Below are 19,391 nucleotides of genomic sequence, written 5' to 3'. Positions count from 1 at the left end.
CGAAGGATTGTCACATTTTGTCACTTCGGGAATGTATGGCGATAACTTCATGCGTTTCCAAGCGTTTCTTTTATGTATATGACAGTTCTTGGGAATGTGAACGTTAACAATTGTTATTGGACTGTTATCGATTGGGTACGGTATGGGTGACATTTCTCTCATATTGTAAAAGTTGTCAGACCGCACGACGGATGTGTGGAGACGTGATGCCCATCGACAGCGATGTCGAGGCAATAAACAGGAGATATTCCATGAAGACACGTGGTTTCTTTGGAAAGATAGCAACGGTTGCAGCCACTTGTGCGGCCGGTGCTCTTGCGCTGAGCGGATGCGCGGGAGGCGGTGCCGGTGGTGCCTCCGGTTCCGATAATGGGGCTGCGGCCTCGAACGGCGGCACAGTCAAGGTTGGTGTCGCTATGCCGACCCAGACCTCCGAGCGCTGGATCGCCGATGGCAATGCCGTGAAGTCGGGCCTCGAGGCGGCCGGATACGAGGTCGACCTCCAGTTCGCAAACGATGACATCCCCACCCAGACCCAGCAGATCGACCAGATGATCACCAATGGGGCCACCATGCTGGTCATCGCCGCCATCGACGGCACGGCCCTCTCGAGCCAGCTTGACACCGCCGGGGCAAAGAACATCCCGGTCATCGCTTACGACCGCCTCATTCGTGATAATGAAAACGTTGACTTCTACGTCTCCTTCGACAACTTCAAGGTCGGCGTCGCTCAGGGCAACGCGCTGCTGTATGGCCTGGGGCTGACCGACAAGGACGGCAAAAAGCTCGACAGTGCCCCCAAGGGTCCGTTCAACATTGAGCTCTTCGCCGGTTCGCCCGACGACAACAACGCCAAGTTTTTCTTCGATGGTGCGATGAGCGTTCTCAGGCCCTTCCTTGACGACGGCACTCTCGTCGTGAAGTCCGGACAGACCAGCTTCGACCAGGTCGCCATCCTGCGCTGGCAGCAGGAAGTCGCCCAGAAGCGCATGGAGGACCTGCTGACCTCGACTTACGGTGGCGGCTCTGAACCCCTCGCCGGCGTCCTCTCGCCTTTCGATGGCATCTCCCGGGGCATCATCACAGCCCTCCAGGGTGCTGGCTACGGCCCTACCATCAAGGACGGCCTGCCTGCTGTGACCGGCCAGGACGCCGAAATCGCCTCCGCCAAGATGATCAACGACGGCATCCAGCAGTCCACCATCTTCAAGGACACCCGCACCCTGGCCGCCCAGTCCGTGACGGTCATCAAGGCGATGGCTGAGGGCAGCAAACCCGAGGCTAATGACACGACCACCTATAACAACGGCGTGAAGGTCGTACCCTCCTACCTGCTCGAGGTCGAAACCATCTACACCGACAACCTCAAGGAAAAGCTCATCGACTCCGGTTACTACACCCAAGCCGACGTTGATGCGGGCGTCGTGAAGAAGTAAACGACGACGGGGTGCGGGGCATCGGCTCCGCCCCCCACCCCTTCCGATTCGAGGAATGCAAACATGACGCAGAACATTTTGGAAATGCGCGACATCGACAAGGGCTTCAATGGTGTGCCCGTCCTCAAGCATGTCAACCTTGATGTCCGCTTCGGCGAAGTCCATGCCCTGTGCGGTGAAAACGGTGCCGGCAAGTCCACCCTCATGAAGGTTCTCTCCGGCGTCTACCCACATGGGCAGTACGACGGTGCCATCATCTTCGATGGCAAGGAAGTCCAATTCCGTTCCATCAAGGACTCCGAGGCCCTCGGCATTGGCATCATCCACCAGGAGCTGGCCCTCGTTCCCTACCTGTCGATCGCAGAAAACATCTTCCTGGGCGCAGAGAAACCCCGCAAGCTCAGCTTGATCGACTGGCACGAGGTCAATCACCGCGCCGAAAAGGTCCTGGAAAAGGTCGGCCTGGAGGAGAACGTGACAACCCAGGTCGGCACGCTCGGCGTGGGTAAACAGCAGCTCATCGAGATCGGTAAGGCGCTGTTCAAAGACGTGCGTCTGCTCATCCTCGACGAGCCCACCGCCGCCCTGAATGACAATGACTCGGCCCAGCTCCTCGACCTCGTGCGCAGCCTGCGCGATCAGGGCGTCGCCATCGTCATCATCTCCCACAAGCTTGGAGAGATCGCCAAGATCGCCGACCGCACGACGATCCTGCGCGACGGCCAGACGATCGCGACGATCGACATGAAGGACCCCGCCTCCACGCAAGGCAAGATCATTTCGCTCATGGTGGGCCGCGACCTCACTCAGCGTTATCCCGAGCGCAATGTGGAGATCGGCGAGGAGGTCTTCCGCGTGGAAGACTGGACCGTCTACCATCCCACCCAGGCGGGGCGTGTTGTGATTTCAGGGGCCTCCTTCAACGTGCGTCATGGCGAGGTCGTCGGTATCGCTGGTCTCATGGGTGCTGGACGCACGGAACTGGCGATGAGCATTTTTGGTCGCTCTTTCGGCACGTGCATCTCGGGCAAGCTCTTTAAGGATGGCAAAGAGATCACGATCAAGACCGTCTCGGATGCGATCAAGAACGGCATCGCCTACGCGACCGAGGACCGCAAGCAGTACGGTCTCAACCTCATCGATGACATTCGACACAACGTGGCCACCGCTGGCCTGTTTAAGCTCTCGCGCCGAGGCCTCGTCGATGGACACAAGGAGCTGGCGGTCGCCGTCGAATACAAGGAGCGAATGAATATCCGCTCTCACTCCGTCCTCCAACAGGCCGGATCCCTCTCGGGCGGCAACCAGCAAAAGGTTGTGTTGTCGAAGTGGCTCTACACGGACGCGGACGTCCTCATCCTCGACGAACCCACGCGCGGCATCGATGTCGGCGCGAAGTTCGAGATCTACACACTCATCAACAAGATGGTCGAAGAAGGCAAGGCCGTCATCGTCATCTCCTCCGAACTCGAGGAAATCCTCGGCGTTTCGGACCGCATCTACACCCTGGCGTACGGTCGCATCACCGGCGAGGTCAAGGCTGACGACGCCACACAGGAAAACCTCATGGAACTCATGACTATTGAACCCGCAAGGGAGGAGCAGAAATGACCGCCGAAATCAGCCTGGTTGACACGCTGAAAGCCAACCTGCGTCAGGGCGGCATCTTCATTGCGTTCGTCGCCATTGTCGCCCTGTTCTGGGCGTTCAACCCCGACACCTTCCTCTCGTCGGGCAACCTGACGAACATCGTCCTGCAATACTCCTACATCCTGATCCTCGCGATCGGCATGCTCTTCGTCATCGTCCTGGCCCAGATCGACCTCTCTGTCGGCTCGGTTGTGGCCGTGACGGGTGCACTCAGCGGTGTTCTCGTCATCAGGCACGGCTACCCCTGGTGGGTTGGCGTCATCGCCGCCCTCGTCATGGGCATCTTGATCGGAGCTTTCCAAGGCTTCTGGGTCGCCTACGTGGGTATCCCTGGCTTCATCGTCACGCTGGCTGGCATGCTCCTCTTTCGTGGCCTGACCTACCAGGTTCTCGACAATGTCTCGCTCTCTCCCTTCCCCAAGGGCTACTACAACATCGCCAATGGCTTCCTCAATGGCCTTCTGGGCGGTAACGGATTCGACGTCTTCACCCTGGTGATCTTCGGCATCGGTGTGGCTGGCTTCGCCTACCAGCAGCTGCGCACCCGCCGTGCCCGTATCTCCTACAATCAGGCCGTCGAAGCCATGTGGCTCTTCATTGCGAAGATTGTTGTCATCGGCATCGTCGTCATGTGGTTCGCCTACAAGCTCTCCATTGAGCGCGGTCTGCCCATCGTTCTGATTCTCCTGGCGATCCTCGTGCTCGTCTTCGGGACCCTCGCCTCCTCGACGATGTTCGGCCGCGATGTGTACGCGATCGGAGGCAATAAGTCCGCGGCGGCTCTGTCCGGCATCAACGTCAAGAAGGTCACCTTCTGGTGCTACGTCAACATGGGCTTCCTCGCGGGCGTTGCTGGCGTCGTCTACTCAGCCCGTATGAACGGCGCGCAGCCCTCGGCCGGCAACATGTTCGAGCTCGACGCGATCGCCGCGTGCTTCATTGGCGGGGCGTCGACAACCGGTGGTATTGGACGTCTCTCGGGTGCCCTCATCGGTGGCCTCATCATGGCCGTCATGTCCAATGGCATGCAGCTCATGGGTGCCTCTACCTCCACTCAACAGATCGTCAAGGGAGCAGTCCTGCTCCTGGCGGTTGCATTCGACGTGTGGAACAAGCAGCGCGCCTCCGCGTGAGGGTGCGGACGTGAGTCATCAGGGTGGGGAGTTGTCGGCAGGCTGCTCCCCACCCTTGCTGATTGAGGTGCTCCTGCGCGCGTGCCTCCGCACGGGTCCATCTGGGTGCGTGTGCCGTGCGTGTTTGTCACGTGCACCGTCTAGGTTGTGTCATCATTCAACAGGACTCCTGTCCTTACCGAAAAATGCGCCGGTGATAGCGCGTTTGGAGGCGGGTAAGCACTGAACGGCCGAGAAGTTTGTGTGATGTGCAATACAGAAATGTATATTTCTGGGCTGAAATGCGGGCAATTTTCGTGAAATCCGCGAAATATGGCCCTAAACTCGGCGAAATCGTCGGAGATTTCGTACTGTGTCATTCGTGGCCACGACAGTGGTAACCAAAGAACGAACAGGAATGAGGTTTCTCAATGTCCGTGAACCGTACTGAGCTTGTCGCTCAGATTGCCGAACGCGCCGACCTGACCAAGGCGAAGGCCGACGAGGCCCTTGCCGCGTTCCAGGCTGTCCTCGTTGAGTCCCTGGCTAAGGGCGAGGCCGTCAAGGTCACCGGCCTCCTCTCCGTCGAGCGCGTCGAGCGCGCCGCTCGCACGGGCCGTAACCCCCGCACCGGTGAAGAGATCAAGATCCCCGCTGGCTACGGCGTCAAGCTCTCCGCTGGCTCCACGCTGAAGAAGGCCGTTTCCAAGTGACGCGCTAACCCAACGCATGACGTGTGGGGCACGACCACTTGGTCGTGCCCCACACGTATACCTGCCCGCCTCGCAGCAGGGGAGGCATACGATTGCCCCCGGCCCGAGCGAATCGGGCCGGGGGCGTCCCCTGGAGTAGGTCAGACGACTATGTGCTTACGCGCCCACCACTTCCCTCTTCTGAATCTGAAGGAGCGGATGGTGGCACGCCACGCGGTGACGCTCATCCGTGAGTGCGGGCTGGATCTTGCACTCCTCGCCAGCGAAGGGGCAGCGTGGGCGGAAACGGCAACCCTCGGGCGGGTTGACGGCGCTCGGAGGCTCGCCGGTCAGCTTGATGGCTCGGTCGTCGTGGGAGAACTCGGGGTCGGGGACGGGGATCGAGTCGATCAGCGCCTTCGTGTAGGGATGCTTCGGATTCTCGACCACCTCCTTCGCCGGTCCCTCCTCGACGATGCGGCCCAGATACATGACGCCGATGCGGTCCGCCATGTACTGCACGACTGCCAGATCGTGGCTGATGAACAGGTAGGACAGGCCCAGCTCAGCCTGCAGATCCTTCATGAGGTTAAGAACCTGCGCCTGAACGGACACGTCCAAGGCGGAGACCGGCTCGTCGGCGACGATCAAGTCGGGTGCCAGGGTCAGTGAGCGAGCAAAACCGATGCGCTGGAGCTGTCCGCCCGAGAACTCGTGGGGGTAGCGGTCCAGAATTTCTTCGGTCAGGCCGACCTGCTCGATGATCTCCATGATGCGCTCGGCGATCTGGCGAGCGTTCCCAGTCTTTTGGATGCTCATCGGCTCGGCCAGGATCTGGTCGATGCGCATGCGCGGATCCATGGCCGCATAGGAGTCCTGGAACATCATCTGCACGTCGCGGTGGATCGTCACCGCGTCGCGGCCCTTGAGCGTGGCCAGGTCGCGCCCATCCAGCTCGATGGCACCACCCGAGGGCCGCTCAAGACCCGCGATGAGTCGGCCCATCGTCGACTTACCGCAACCCGATTCGCCCACGAGGCCGTAGGTCTCGCCCTTCTTGACGGTAATCGACACGCGGTCCACGGCGGAAACAACGCCCTTGTCGCGCTTGAAGAAGCCGGAACCAGCCGACTCGTACTCGCGCGAGGCCTCCTTGACGTCGAGCAGGACCTTCGAGGACACCAGCGGGGCCTGCTGTGCCCCGGCCTCGTCCCCGTTTTTCTGCGTGTCGAGCTTTGCCTGCAGAGCTGCGGGAGACTCGTCACCCTCCTGTACCGGGTGGAAGCACGAGAAGGTGTGGGTGTCGTCCCCACTCAGGTCCGGGTAGCCCGCGCGGCACTCGTTGGTTGCCCACAGGCAGCGGGCCGCAAACCGGCAGCCCACCGGCAGGTTGGTCAGCGACGGGGGAGCACCCGGGATCGAGAAGAGCTTCGTGCCGGCGGCCAGGGCACGCTCGGGCAGGGCAGCCATGAGCGAACTCGTGTAGCGGTGCTTCGGTTCGGTAAACAGCGTCTTTGTCGGAGCCGTCTCCACGATGCGACCGGCGTACATGACGGCCACACGGTCCGTGTGCCCGGCGACGACGCCCAGGTCGTGGGTGATGAGGATGACGCCCATCTGGTACTCGTCGCGCAGCTCGTCGATGAGGTCGAGGATCTGCATCTGCGTCGTCACGTCGAGAGCCGTCGTCGGTTCGTCGGCGATCAGGATGCGCGGCTTGCATACGAGGGCCATGGCGATCATGACGCGCTGACGCATACCGCCCGAGAGCTGGTGCGGGTAGTTGTTGATGACCACCTCGGGGCGAGGCATACCCACACGTTTAAGGATCTCGACGGCCCGTTCGAGAGCTTCCTTCTTGGAGAGCTTCTCGTGAACGCGCAGCGGCTCGCACACCTGAAGGCCGATCTTCATGGTCGGGTTCAGGGATGTGAGCGGATCCTGGAAGATCATGCCGACCTTCGTGCCGCGCAGCTTGCGCTTCTCCTTCAGCGCAAGCTTCGTCAGGTCCTGTCCATCCAGAATGATCTGGCCGGAGGAGACGGAGCCTCCCTGGGGGAGCAGACCCATGAGGGACAGGGCGGTCATCGTCTTACCGGAGCCGGATTCACCCACGATGCCCAGGGTTTCGCCCGGGTTAACGTGCAGGTCTACACCGGAGAGGGCGTGGACCACGCCGGAGCGGATCTCAATGTCAGTGTGGAGGTCCCGGATGTCCAGGAGCGGAGAGTTAGCCATAGTTCTTCTCACCTCTTGCGCAGTCGAACTTCGAAGGCGTCACGCAGGCCGTCGCCAATGAAGTTGAACGACAGAACCAGCAGAATAATGAGGACGCCCGGCGGGTAGAGCAGCCACCAGTTGCCCGAGTAGACGTGCGACTGGCTGTTGGAGAGCATGGCTCCCCAGTCGGTGGCGGGAGGCTGCGCGCCCAGACCAAGGAACGACAGGTAGGCGACGTAGAGGACTGCGTCGGCGACCTGGAAGGTCGCATTGACGATGACGGTACCGATCGTGTTACGCACGATGTGTGTGCGGATCGCTCGGGGCATCGACCCGCCCATGCCGCGCATCGCGACGACGTACTCGCGCGTGCGCAGGGACAGGGCCTCGCCTCGGATGAGTCGGGATGTTCCCAGCCAGGACAGGGCCGACATGATGATGATCAGGACGGGGACCGTCGGCGGGATCATCGTGGCGATGAGCATGAAGAGGAACAGGACGGGCACGGACATGAGCGCGTCAACGATGCGCATCATGATCGCGTCGATCCAACCACCGACGAAGCCGGCGATCGCGCCGTACAGGGTGCCGATCGTGGTCGCGATGATGCCGGCGAACAAGCCGACGATGATCGAGGTCTGGCCGCCCTTCATGAGGCGTCCGAGCTGGTCGTAGCCGACCATATCCGTGCCGAGCGGATGCTCGGCCGATGGTTCCATCTGAGAGATGGACAGGTCGGTGTGAATCTGGTCGGTCACGTAGAACATGGGGCCGATGAAGGAGAACGCCAGCAGAATCAGCAGCAGGCAGACGCCGAAGACGGCGAGCTTGTTCTCCATGAAAACCTGTAGACCCTGGAGTTTGGTCGACTTGCGGGCAGCGGGCGCCTTCGCGGGCGCATCGGGGGTTGCGGTAGCGGTGGTCATTTCGATCGTCCTGCCAGTCGAATGCGGGGATCGGCCAGGGCGTACAGGAAGTCCGCGAGAAGAGCACCGATGACCGTCGCGAAGGAGACGATCAGGGCCACGCCCAGGAGGATCGGGTAGTCACGTCGGCCGGTCGCCTGGTAGTACAGGTAGCCCATGCCGTTGAAGTTGAAGAGCGTCTCGATAACGAGGGCGCCACAGAACATCGCGGGAATGTAGAGGCCGATCATGGTGATGACGGGGAACATGGCGTTGCGCAGCGTGTGGACGAAGACGACGCGGAACTCCGACAGTCCCTTGGCGCGGGCGGTACGCACGTACTGCTCGTTGAGGTTGTCCACCATCGAGGAACGCACGTAGCGCGCGTAGGCGGCGATTGTGCCAACTGAGAGCGCGCAGACGGGCAGAATCAGGTGGTCCCACTGCTCCCACATGACGGCCAGATCTTGGCCCTGCGGGGCGTCGTTGGGCAGGATCGGCCATACCTGCGAGAAGAGGACGATGAGGAGCAGGCCCGCGAAGAAGATCGGCGTCGAGTAGGCCAGCAGACAGGCGATCGTCACGATGTAGTCGGGTGCTTTATTTCTCTTCACCGCCTGCCATACACCCAGGGGGATCGCGATGATGAGGGCGAGGATGGTGGAGAGCAGAGAGAGGAAGATGGTACGCGGGAGGCGGGCTGCCAGCAGGTCGTTGACGGACTGGTTGTGCTGGTAGGAGTAGCCGAAATCGCCATGCGCGATCTTGTTGAGGTAGGTGACGTACTGCTCGGGGATCGGCCGGTCGTATCCGTTTTCGTGATCGAAGGCCGCGAGCTGTTCTTTCGTCGCGTCCTTGCCCAGTGCGGCTCGGGCGGCACCGCCCGGCTGGGACTGGAGAAGGATGAAGGTGATGATAGTGACCAGGAAGACGACGACGACTGCCTGGCCGAGGCGTTTCAGGATGAATTGGAACATTACGAACTCCACAGTAAGGGGGCAGGCGCCCGCATGAGAGCGGGTGCGGACGCCTGCCCCGTGAGGTGGTGGGTCGAGCGCTTACTTAGTCTCGGTCTGCCACGACCAGTCCTCAGGCCAGGTGTCGCCCGTCGCGTCGAGTTCGCCCAGGTTGAGCGTCTTCTTCACAGCGGTGATCTGGTAGAACGGGTTGGGCATCCACAGAACGGGGAGGTCCTCCGCGAGGTAGTCGTTGTATGCCTGGAGAGCATCGGGTGCGGTCGAGCGCGTCGACTCTTCGATGAGCTTGTCCGCCTCGGGGTTGGAGTACTGGCCGAGGTTGACGGGGGCGCCAGTGGCGAAGAGGCGCTCGCCGGAGGCGTAGATCGGGAAGCCCCACGAGGTCTGGGAGCCGAAGAAGGACAGGTCCCAGGTGCAGGGGGTCTCGTCGTCACATGCCTGCGAGGCGCCGACCGAATCGGGGACCTCGTTCATGTCGATCTTGATGCCGAGCTTGCCGAACTGGGAGATGATCTCTTCGAACATCTGGTGCGTGGAGACGAAGCCCGACTGGGAGACGAGCTTGAAGCTCAGCGTGTCGCCGGCGGCGATGCCCTCGCCGCACTGGCCCTCGCCGGTGCCGGGGTTCTCGCAGACGGTGGCACCGTCGGGCACGACCTTCCAGCCGTGGTCTTCCAGGAGCTTCTTTGCGGCGTCCGGATCGAACTTGTAGACGCAGCCTTCGGTGGTACCGACCTTGTCAGCTGCCATGGGGACAGGGCCACACGTCGGGGAGGCGGTGTCGGACCAGATCTTGTTCGACAGTGTCGGCTGGTCGATGAGCTGCTGCATCGCCTGGCGGATGTACTTTTGGTTGATGTACTTCGAGGAGGGAGCCTGGGGTGCGAAGTTCAGGGCCAGGTAGGTGATGGTGTTGCCGGGCCACAGGAAGACGTTGTAGCCCTTGTTCTCAACGGCTTTGCGCTGGTTGTACTGCGCGGCAGGGATGTAGCCGAAGTCGATGGAACCCGAGCGCACGGAGTTGAACTCGGCGTCGTCACCGGTGAAGGACTTGTAGATCAGCTTGTCGATCTTCGGCTTGTCCTCGCCCCAGTAGTTCTCGTTGGGGACCAGTTCGAGGCCCTGATCGGGGGTGAAGGAGGAGAGCTTCCAGGGGCCGTTCACCGTCTGCCACAGGGGGTTCGTGGCGTAGGTGGACAGGTTCTTGGCCTCGCCCTGCAGGTAGGCGAAGACCTTCTGGGCGCCCTCGGGGGTGCGGTCCAGGTCGGAGACAGTCTCGTCTGCACCGGTCTTGTCCCAGGCGTGCTGGGGGAGCAGTGCGACCTTGTTGATCTGGTTGTCAATGAACCAGGACGGGTTGAAGGTGTCGGTGGTTGTGATAGAGAAGGTGTGCTCGTCCTTGATATCGAGCGAGGCTCCGTCGGGGAAGAAGCCTTCCTTGTAGGAAGCCCACTGGTCCTTGTTGTTGGTCACCAGATTCCACCAGAACTCGATGTCGCGGGTGGACACGGCCGTACCGTCGGACCACGTCGCGTCGTCGCGGAGCTTAATGGTGTAGGTCTTGCCGTCCTCGGAGACCTCGGGGACCGTGCCCAGGGACTTGGGGAGGTTGATCTTGTAGGGCGTCTCGGAGGTGGACTTGTAGGCGAAGAGCGGGCGGTACATCGCTTGGATGAACTGTCCGTTCTCGCCCTGCGTGTAGCCCTTGGCGGAGACGGGGAAGATCCAGTTGGGGATGCGCGAGGCCATTGTGACCTCGTTCTTTCCGGTCTCTGAGGTGAGCGCACGGTTGGAGCTACAGGCGGACAGGCCCATGGTGGAGACCATGGCGAGTGCCGCACCTGCGGTGATCCACCGCTTCAATCTGAGGTTCATGACTACTCCAAATCAACGTTGATCGGGGACTCTGGCGGAACGTGGTCCCTCCAGACGAGCTTCATCATATGACAGATTGTCGGCCAATGTTGCCGGTTTCGATAAATTTGAGAATGTTGCGAAAAAATAGCAGCGATTTTCGACGAAAGAAGTAGCAAACTTTCGCCACTGAGGCATAATAGGTCCTGTCCTCAGTGTTGAGTGCCGTGTAACACTGCGGTTACCGAACAACTTGTCAAGGGAGGTGTCATGGCGACTCATGATGTCGATGAGGCTATATTGACACTCATCGGCTCTGGCCAGGCAGACACGCGGCCTGCGATTGTCAAACAAACCGGACTTGCTGCGTCGACCGTGTCAGCGGCTGTGTCGCGACTCGTCGAGGCCGGGGTTATCGCCGAAGCGGACGAGTCTGTCTCCACGGGTGGACGCAGGGCACGCCGACTCGTCACGTCGGAGGGAACCGGTGCACTCGCCCTCGTCGAGCTGGGAGCCCACCACGGCCTCGTCGCCCTGACCGACCCGACCCGCGGTATCGGGCGCGCCACCAGCCTCCTCATCGACATCGCAAAGGGACCCGAGGCCGTCCTTGCGGCTGTCATGGAAGAAATCAGCCGCCAGGAGAAAGCAGCCGGCGTGCGCGTGGGCGGCCTCGCGCTGGCCGTGCCCGGCCCCGTCGATGCCGAACGTACGCGAGTTATCCGCCCCGCCCGCATGCCCGGGTGGGACGGGATTAACGTCGCCGAGGCCGTGGCACAGCAGTGTGGTCTGCCCGCGATTATCGAAAACGATGCGCGCGCGGGAGCCATCGGCGAATCCGTCTACCGGCGTCGCCTGGGGGGCGTGACCCCCATCGATACGCTCATCTACATCAAGGCCGGTTCCGCTATCGGCGGTGCCTACCTGGTCGATGGCACCCCCCTCGTCGGGCAGGGTGGCCTGGCCGGGGACATCTCGCATATCCCCATTGAGGCGGCCGTGGGCCGCCCCTGCAAGTGTGGCAACGTTGGCTGCCTGGAAACCATCGCCTCGGCCGACTCGATTCGAGCCGACCTGGCTGCCTCCGGCCTCGTCTACGAGAACAACGCACAGCTCCTGGCCGCAGCGCGCGGCGGCGTGCCCGAAGTCGCTACCGCCATCCGCCAGGCGGGGACACTCCTGGGACTCAGCATCGCCCACCTCGTCTCCTTCCTAGCACCCCAAGGAGTCATCGTCGGCGGAGCCCTGTCCGCCGTCGACGCCTTCAGCGCGGGCGTGCGCGCCGCGCTTCACCAATCGTGCCTGCCCTCCATCATGGAAAACCTGGTCATCGAGTCGTCCCGCTCCGGGCGTGATGCCGCGCTCTGGGGCCTGTCGTCTCTCACCCCCCATAAGATCTCAAAGGAGAATCGCTCATGACAAAGCCCCGCATTGCGGTCGCCGGTATCCACATCGAATCCTCGACGTTCACGCCCTACGTCTCGACCGCCGACGACTTTATCGTCACGCGCGGTGAGGAGCTGATGGACCGCTTCTACTGGCGCAACGAGGACTGGGCCACCCAGATCGAGTGGATCCCCGTCCTGCACGCACGAGCTCTGCCCGGCGGTGTCGTCGAACGCGGTGCCTACGACGCCTGGAAGGCTGAGATCCTGGAAGGCCTCGCGGCGGCCGCTCCCCTCGACGGCCTCTTCTTCGACATCCACGGTGCCATGAGCGTCCAAGGCATGGACGACGCCGAGGGTGACCTCATCAACGCGATCCGCGGCGTTATCGGCCCCGATCCGATGGTCAGCGCCTCGATGGACCTGCACGGAAACGTCTCCCAGGACCTCTTCAACGGCTGCGACATCCTCACCTGCTACCGCCTCGCGCCCCACGAGGATGCCCTCGAGTCACGCCGTCGCGCCGCCTACAACCTGGGCATGCGCCTCCTCAACGGGGCACCCAAGCCCGTCAAGGCCCTCGTCCACGTGCCCGTCCTGCTGCCCGGCGAAAAGACCTCGACCCGCATCGAACCCGCCAAGTCCCTCTACAAGATGATCGACCCCATCGAAGAAATGGATGGCATCCTCGACGCCGCCATCTGGATCGGCTTCGCGTGGGCCGACCAGCCACGCTGCAAGGGCGCAGTCGTCGTCACGGGCGACGACGCCGACCTCGTCAAGGAGCAGGCCGAGCGCATCGGCCAGTACTTCTGGGACGCGCACGACCGCTTCGAATTCGTCGCCCCCGTCGCCTCAATGGAAGAATGCCTGGCCGCCGCCGAGGAGGGCCCCAAGCCCTTCTTCATCTCCGACTCCGGCGACAACCCGGGTGCCGGCGGTGCCGACGACGTGACGGTCGCGCTCGCTGCCCTGCTCGCGTGGAAGCCCGTTCAGGAGGCGACGCTCGACGTTGTTTATGCCTCGATTATCGACCCCGTCGCGGCCGCAGTCGCGTGGGAGGCCGGCGTGGGTGCCGGGGTAGACCTCGAGGTCGGCGGACACATCGATACCCGCGATCCTGGACCGCTCACCGTCCGCGCCACGGTCGAGGCCCTCGCCGCCGACCCGATGGGCGGCCACACCGCTCTGCTGCGCACCGGCGGCCTGCGCTTCATCGTGACCACGAATCGCAACCAGTACACGATGTTTTGCCAGTTTGAGCTGCTCGGCGTGGATATCACGAAGGCAGACGTCGTCGTCGTCAAGATCGGTTACCTCGAGCCCGACCTGTACGAGACCCAGAAGGGCTGGCTCATGGCCCTGACCCCCGGTGGCGTCGACCAGGACCTCATCCGCCTCGGCCACCACAAGATCGACCGACCGATGTTCCCCTTCGACCCTGATATGGCAGATCCCGATCTGCACGCTCAGGTGGTTGTGCCATGAGTACCGTCAAAGATACGGCCGGATCGGTATTCGCGGGTATCGATATCGGAGGCACCTCCATCAAGTGGATGATCGTCGATGAGGCTGGCGCAATCCTCACGCAGGGGAGTGAACCCACAAGGTGCGAGGCCGTGGACGAGCAGGTGGGCAGCATCGGCTCCCGGTTGGCTCATGCCTATCCGGGACTGGTGGGTGTCGGACTGATTTGCCCCGGCCTCGTCGATGAGGACAACGGAACCGTCGTGTACGCGGCGAACCTGGAGCTGCGTGGCGTTCAACTCGCCCGCGCTGTCGAGGAAGCGACGGGCATTCCCGCCGCCCTCATGCACGACGGGCGTGCCGCGGGCCTGGCGGAGGGACTCCTCGGTGCGGGGCGCGGGGCTTCCTCCTTCCTCATGATGCCGATCGGCACCGGTATTTCCGTCGCCCTCATGCTCGGCGACGCCCTGTGGAGCGGCGCGACTTTCAGCGCCGGAGAGGTCGGGCATGCGCCCATCTTCCCCGGGGGAGAGCCATGCCGGTGCGGCTCGCGCGGGTGTCTGGAGGTCTACGCCTCTGCGAAGGGCATCGCACGCCGATACTTCCAGGCAACCGGCGAGAATATCGGCACCAAGGCCATCGAGAAAGCAATTGGCACCGACCCTGTGGCCACCGAAGTGTGGGGGACCGCCGTGCGGGCTCTCGCCCTCTCGCTCACCCACATGACGCTCACCGTCGACGTCGAGCGCATCATCATCGGCGGCGGCCTGTCCCATGCGGGGGAGAACCTGCTGGCACCGCTGCGTGAGGAGTTTGCCTCGATGCTGACGTTCCGCGACGCACCCGAGATCGTCCGCGCCTCCCTCGGCGGAGCGGGCGGGCGTTGGGGAGCCGCGATCCTGGCCGCCCGCGTGGGCGGATCGACCTGCTATGAAAGGTGGCAGCCGTGACGGTTGTTGAGATTTGCGTCGAAGATGCTGTGGGCGTGCGCCGTGCGCGCGATGGGGGAGCGGATCGGATCGAGATCTGCACTGACCTGTCGTGCGGGGGCCTGACCCCCGCTTTCGACGAGGTGGCTGCCGCCCTTGAGGTCGCCCCTGCGGGCGGCGTCCAGGTGCTCGTGCGCCCGCGACCCGGCAACTTCGTACATTCGCGCGAAGAGGTCGACCGTATCGCCTCCGACATCGTGACGCTGCGCGCCATCGGTCGGGGGACTGCCGTGCGTCTGGGCTTCGTGGTCGGTGTCTTAGCGGACGATGGGTCCATCAACGTGGACGCTGCTGCTCGACTGCGCGACATCGCCGAGGAAGCATCCCTGACCTTCCACCGGGGTTTCGACCAAGTACTCGATCAGGATCGGGGTCTCGACGTCCTCATGGAGCTGGGCTATGACCGCGTGCTGACGACTGGTGGCCACCCTGCGGCTGCCCAGCCCGAGGCACTGGCGCGCTTGGTCGAGCGCGGGGGAGAGGACATCATCATCCTCGTCTCGGGCGGCTTGCGCGCCCACAACGTTGCCGAGGTCGTGGCGGCCTCGGGTGCTCGCGAGGTCCACATGCGTGCGTCCGGGACCTCCGGTACCGATCAAGCCGAGGCCGAGCGAATTGTCGCCGCCCTGCACGGATAACTCGGCTCGCGCATTTTTGGAAAATCACCCTTGATTCGTCTGACAAATCGACGTCAGCAGTGTAAGGTTAAACACATGAGAATTGGAATTTTCAACGACGAAGATCAGATCGCATCCCTCGCAGCAGACCGCATCCTCGAGGTCTACCGTGCTAAGCCGAACTTTGTGCTCGGCCTGGCCACGGGTTCCTCGCCGCTGAAGCTCTACGCGGAGCTCGTGCGCCGCTACCAGGCCGGTCAGATCTCCTTTGCCCAGGTTCGCTCCTACAACCTCGACGAGTACGTGGGCCTGCCCCGCGACCACTACGAGGGCTACGCGAACTTCATCCACCGCAACCTCGTCGACCTCGTCGACATGCCCGAGGGAGCGGCCCACGGTCCCGACGGCTGGTGCGATGACCTCGAGGCAGGTGCCGCCGCCTACGATGAGGCCATCAAGGCTGACGGCGGCATTGACATCCAGGTCCTCGGCATCGGAAGCGACGGCCACATCGGCTTCAACGAACCCGGCGGCACTCTCGCCTCGCGCACCCACGTGGGCGTCCTGACCGAGCAGACCCGCCGCGACAACGCACGCTTCTTCGATGGCGACATCGACCAGGTTCCCACGCACTGCGTGACCCAGGGCCTGGGCACGATCATGGACTCGCGCGCCCACATCTTCATCGCCACGGGTGCGGGTAAGGCAGATGCGGTCAAGGCTATGATCGAGGGCGGCGTGACTCAGCGCTGGCCCGCGTCCATCCTCCAGCACCACCCCGACGTCACCGTGCTCCTCGATGAGGCCGCCGCCTCCAAGCTCGAACTCGCAGACTTCTACAAGGAGGTCTGGGAGAAGGAACACCTCTGAGATAGTTTTCTGCGTCCCCCTGCCCCGGCCTCGCCCACATGAGGCCGGGGCTCTGTCGCCTCTGACGCTTCGCTCCCGGCGCACGCGGCCTCCCGCCTTCACGCCCATCCGGGTCGTACAATGGACCCCATGCGTAACGCCCTTGACGAACCCACCGGCCCCTCCGCGCCCTCCGGCCCTTCCACCGCGTCCTCGACCGGCCTGCTGGAGCGTACTGAGACCCGCAAGGAGCGCACCGACGGTGATGGCGACCGCTTCGCCCACTTCGTGCGCAAGGACAAGGCAAACTCTTCGATGGTGACGGGCCAGCCCGTCGTCGCCTTGTGCGGCAAAGTGTGGATCCCTACCCGCGACGCGTCGCAGTACCCGGTGTGCCCCACCTGCAAGGAGCTGCGTGATTCGATGGGTAAGAACGGGCGTAATTGGCCCTTCTCCGACGGCGGAAAGGGTTCCGATAAGTGAGCGAGACGATCCGGCGCGCACCCGTTGGCAGGCTGCGCGCCTGGCAGGCTGCTGCTTTGGACCGCTACATGGCGTCCTCCCCACGCGACTTCCTGGCGGTCGCGACCCCGGGCGCGGGTAAGACAACCTTCGCCCTCACGCTTGCGACCGAGCTGATCGCTTGCGGCGTCATCGATAAGCTGACCGTCGTGTGCCCCACCGAGCACCTCAAAGGCCAGTGGGCCTCGAGCGCCGCACGCTTCGGCATCCACATCGACCCCGACTTCACGAACTCGCAGGGTGTGGCCGGTTCCCACTTCGACGGCGTGGCCGTCACCTACGCGCAGATCGGCTCCAATCCGGCGGTCCACGCGGCGCGTACCCGCGCCTATCGCACCCTCGTCATCCTCGACGAGATCCACCACGCCGGCGACTCCCTGTCGTGGGGCGATGGCGTGCGCGAGGCCTTCGCGGACGCGACGCGTCGCCTGGCTCTGACGGGTACGCCCTTCCGTTCCGACACGTCGCCGATTCCCTTCGTCACCTACGAGGAGGATGAGGAAGGCATCCGACGCTCGCGTGCCGACTACACCTACGGCTACGGCGACGCCCTCAAGGACGGCGTCGTGCGCCCCGTGCTGTTCATGTCCTACTCGGGACAGATGGCCTGGCGCACCAACGCGGGCGACGAGGTCAGCGCCCGCCTGGGCGAGCCCCTCACCAAGGACATGATGAAGCAGGCCTGGCGCACCGCGCTCGACCCCACAGGCGAGTGGATCTCCGCCGTCCTGCGCGCCGCTGACCTACGCTTGGAGGAGGTGCGCCGCACGGTGCCCGATGCGGGTGGTCTCGTCATCGCCTCGAACCAGGACCATGCGCGCGCCTACGCTCGTCACCTGCGCCTCATCACCGGCAAGGCTCCGACGGTCGTTCTGTCCGACGACGCGGACGCCTCTGATCGTATCTCCGAGTTTGCGGACTCCACCGACAAGTGGATGGTCGCCGTGCGTATGGTGTCCGAGGGCGTCGACGTCCCCCGCTTGGCTGTCGGCGTCTACGCGACGAACGCCTCCACGCCCCTCTTCTTCGCCCAGGCGATCGGTCGCTACGTGCGTGCGCGTCGCCGCGGCGAAACCGCGACCGTCTTCATCCCCTCCGTCGTGCCCCTGTTGACCCTCGCTGGCGGCATGGAGATTGAGCGCGACCACGCGCTGGACCGTCCCAGGCGCGAGGAAGCCAGCGAAGACGACATGTGGAACCCCGAGGATGCCATGGTTGCGGCCGCAAACCGCGAGGAAAAGGCATCTTCCGACCTGCTCTCCCAATTCGAGGTCCTGGGTGCCGACGCTGAGTTCGATGGCGTCCTCTTCGACGGTGCCGCGTGGGGGACGGGTGCCGAGGTCGGCTCCGAGGAAGAGCAGGAATACCTCGGCATTCCCGGCCTCCTGGACGCCGATCAGGTGACGACCTTGCTGCGCGCCCGCCAGGCGGGTCAGGTCGCCGCCCAAAAGAAGACCCGCGCCGCTCAGAAAATGCGCGAGGAGAATGCGGGTATCCCCGCCCACAAGCTGCGCGCCGCCAAGCGCAAGGAACTCCAGCACCTGGTTTCCACCTGGTCTCGCCGCTCGGGCGAAACCCATGCGACCATCCATTCGCGCCTGCGCTCGCGCTGCGGCGGCCCCGAGGTCGCCCAGGCCACAACCGAGCAGATCGAAGCGCGCATCGCCCTGCTGCGCGAGTGGTTCGTCGGCCGTCACTAACGCCCCACCGCGCACCCAGGTGCGCTGAGCCAACGACCGAACCCTGGCCTTGTCCCTCCGATTGAGAAGGACGAGGCCAGGGCTTCGTCATACGTCGAGCTGGGGTCAGCCGACCTTTTCGTAGCGCGTGGGGATAGCAGCCTCGCCCTCGGACAGGCGCCATGCCTGGTAGGGAAGCTCGTTGCGGGCGCGCAGGTGGCGTTCCTGGGCGCGCGACAGGGCCTCGGAACCCCAGGCGTCGGCATCGATCTGGCCGCCGCGAACCAGCTGGACCTGCAGCGGACGGGCACCACGCTCGGCCAGGAGAGCCTGCCCCTCCTCGAAGGAGGTGCCGACGAGCAGGAGTTCCTCGGTCGCGTAGCCGTCCTCGCCCAGGACACGACCGGCGACCTTGCGACCGCCGACCGTGGACTTCGACTCGGCCTTCTTGGCGACAAGCACAGTCTCGCCGTTGGAATCCTCACGCTGAACGACCTTGTAGACCAGGGCGGCCGTCGGCACACCCGAGCCCGTCACCAGCTTGGTGCCCACGCCGTAGGAATCCACGGGTGCCGCGCCGAGGGCGGCGATCGCGTACTCGTCCAGGTCGGAGGTCACCGTGATCTTGGTCGAGGTGGCACCCATCGCGTCAAGCTGTCCGCGCACCTTGAACGCCTGCGCAACCAGGTCGCCCGAGTCCAGACGCACCGCGCCCAGCTCGCCGCCCGCAGCGCGCGCGGCCTCAACCGCGTTAATGACGCCCTGCCTGATGTCGTAGGTGTCCACGAGCAGCGTCGTGCCAGCGCCCAGCTTGGCGACCTGGGAATCGAAGGCGTCGCGCTCAGTGTCGTGCAGGAGCGTGAACGCGTGGGCGGCCGTGCCGATGCAACGGATCCCGTAGCGCTTGGCCGCCTCGAGGTCGGAGGTACCCTGGAAGCCACCGATGATGGCGGCGCGGGCGGCGGAGACTGCGGCGCGCTCGTGGGCGCGGCGCGCACCCATGTCCATGCAGGGGCGACCGTGGGCCGCGATTGTCA

16 protein-coding genes are annotated in these 19,391 nt (G+C 63.6%); 11 read left to right on the top strand and 5 right to left on the bottom strand.

Features of this window, described 5'->3' with window-relative positions:
- The first annotated feature begins 251 nt into the window (after positions 1-251).
- From chvE to QZ149_RS06000, 4 genes are all read left to right on the top strand, one after another.
- Positions 252-1,436 (top strand): multiple monosaccharide ABC transporter substrate-binding protein, encoded by a 1,185-nt coding sequence (gene chvE, locus QZ149_RS06015; RefSeq protein ID WP_291450410.1) that lies wholly within the window; start codon positions 252-254, stop codon positions 1,434-1,436.
- A 63-nt stretch (positions 1,437-1,499) separates the two neighbouring features.
- Entirely contained in the window at positions 1,500-3,047 is a 1,548-nt protein-coding gene (locus QZ149_RS06010) for a sugar ABC transporter ATP-binding protein (RefSeq protein WP_291450409.1), read from the top strand.
- Positions 3,044-4,219, top strand: coding sequence for a multiple monosaccharide ABC transporter permease (gene mmsB, locus QZ149_RS06005; RefSeq protein ID WP_291450408.1), 1,176 nt, complete (start codon positions 3,044-3,046; stop codon positions 4,217-4,219). Before QZ149_RS06010 ends, mmsB begins: the two co-directional genes overlap by 4 nt.
- Before the next feature lie 410 nt (positions 4,220-4,629).
- Entirely contained in the window at positions 4,630-4,911 is a 282-nt protein-coding gene (locus QZ149_RS06000) for an HU family DNA-binding protein (RefSeq protein ID WP_003790058.1), read from the top strand.
- A gap of 156 nt (positions 4,912-5,067) precedes the next feature.
- Here QZ149_RS06000 and QZ149_RS05995 read toward each other — a convergent pair whose 3' ends face one another.
- From QZ149_RS05995 to QZ149_RS05980, 4 genes are all read right to left on the bottom strand, one after another.
- Positions 5,068-7,128 (bottom strand): ABC transporter ATP-binding protein, encoded by a 2,061-nt coding sequence (locus tag QZ149_RS05995; protein ID WP_291450405.1) that lies wholly within the window; start codon positions 7,126-7,128, stop codon positions 5,068-5,070.
- A gap of 8 nt (positions 7,129-7,136) precedes the next feature.
- Positions 7,137-8,036 (bottom strand): ABC transporter permease, encoded by a 900-nt coding sequence (locus tag QZ149_RS05990; protein WP_291450404.1) that lies wholly within the window; start codon positions 8,034-8,036, stop codon positions 7,137-7,139.
- Positions 8,033-8,992: an ABC transporter permease gene (locus tag QZ149_RS05985; RefSeq protein ID WP_291450403.1), complete on the bottom strand. Its 960-nt coding sequence runs from the start codon at positions 8,990-8,992 to the stop codon at positions 8,033-8,035. Before QZ149_RS05985 ends, QZ149_RS05990 begins: the two co-directional genes overlap by 4 nt.
- A gap of 81 nt (positions 8,993-9,073) precedes the next feature.
- A complete protein-coding gene (locus tag QZ149_RS05980) occupies positions 9,074-10,867 on the bottom strand; it encodes a peptide ABC transporter substrate-binding protein (RefSeq protein WP_291450401.1) in 1,794 nt (597 codons plus the stop codon).
- A gap of 249 nt (positions 10,868-11,116) precedes the next feature.
- Between QZ149_RS05980 and QZ149_RS05975 the strand changes: the two genes are divergently transcribed.
- The 7 genes from QZ149_RS05975 (at position 11,117) to QZ149_RS05945 (ending at position 18,375) form a co-directional block, all read left to right on the top strand.
- Positions 11,117-12,265 carry an ROK family transcriptional regulator gene (locus QZ149_RS05975; RefSeq protein WP_291450400.1) on the top strand — a complete coding sequence of 383 codons (1,149 nt, stop codon included), beginning with the start codon at positions 11,117-11,119 and terminating at the stop codon, positions 12,263-12,265.
- The gene (locus tag QZ149_RS05970; RefSeq protein ID WP_291450399.1) at positions 12,262-13,719 is read left to right on the top strand and encodes a M81 family metallopeptidase; all 1,458 of its coding nucleotides are present in this window, start codon (positions 12,262-12,264) and stop codon (positions 13,717-13,719) included. Before QZ149_RS05975 ends, QZ149_RS05970 begins: the two co-directional genes overlap by 4 nt.
- Complete coding sequence (locus tag QZ149_RS05965) at positions 13,716-14,648, top strand: ROK family protein (RefSeq protein WP_291450397.1); 933 nt, start codon at positions 13,716-13,718, stop codon at positions 14,646-14,648. The genes QZ149_RS05970 and QZ149_RS05965 overlap by 4 nt, the downstream gene beginning before the upstream one ends.
- The gene (locus tag QZ149_RS05960; protein ID WP_291450395.1) at positions 14,645-15,325 is read left to right on the top strand and encodes a copper homeostasis protein CutC; all 681 of its coding nucleotides are present in this window, start codon (positions 14,645-14,647) and stop codon (positions 15,323-15,325) included. The genes QZ149_RS05965 and QZ149_RS05960 overlap by 4 nt, the downstream gene beginning before the upstream one ends.
- A 75-nt stretch (positions 15,326-15,400) precedes the next feature.
- Positions 15,401-16,174, top strand: a complete 774-nt coding sequence (nagB, locus tag QZ149_RS05955) for a glucosamine-6-phosphate deaminase (RefSeq protein WP_009648735.1) — start codon at positions 15,401-15,403, stop codon at positions 16,172-16,174.
- 129 nt (positions 16,175-16,303) lie between these two features.
- A complete protein-coding gene (locus tag QZ149_RS05950) occupies positions 16,304-16,636 on the top strand; it encodes a DUF3039 domain-containing protein (RefSeq protein WP_009647810.1) in 333 nt (110 codons plus the stop codon).
- Positions 16,633-18,375, top strand: coding sequence for a DEAD/DEAH box helicase (locus QZ149_RS05945; protein WP_291450392.1), 1,743 nt, complete (start codon positions 16,633-16,635; stop codon positions 18,373-18,375). The genes QZ149_RS05950 and QZ149_RS05945 overlap by 4 nt, the downstream gene beginning before the upstream one ends.
- A gap of 105 nt (positions 18,376-18,480) precedes the next feature.
- Here QZ149_RS05945 and QZ149_RS05940 read toward each other — a convergent pair.
- The coding region (locus QZ149_RS05940; protein ID WP_291450391.1) for a nicotinate phosphoribosyltransferase at positions 18,481-19,391 on the bottom strand (911 nt) is incomplete at its 5' end.

Origin of the sequence: Actinomyces sp. ICM47 (genome assembly GCF_905369875.1) — a bacterium.
In the GTDB taxonomy this organism is placed as follows: Bacteria; Actinomycetota; Actinomycetes; order Actinomycetales; family Actinomycetaceae; genus Pauljensenia.
Note: the sequence above shows the minus strand (reverse complement) of the source record. Positions and strands in the feature narration are given on the sequence as shown.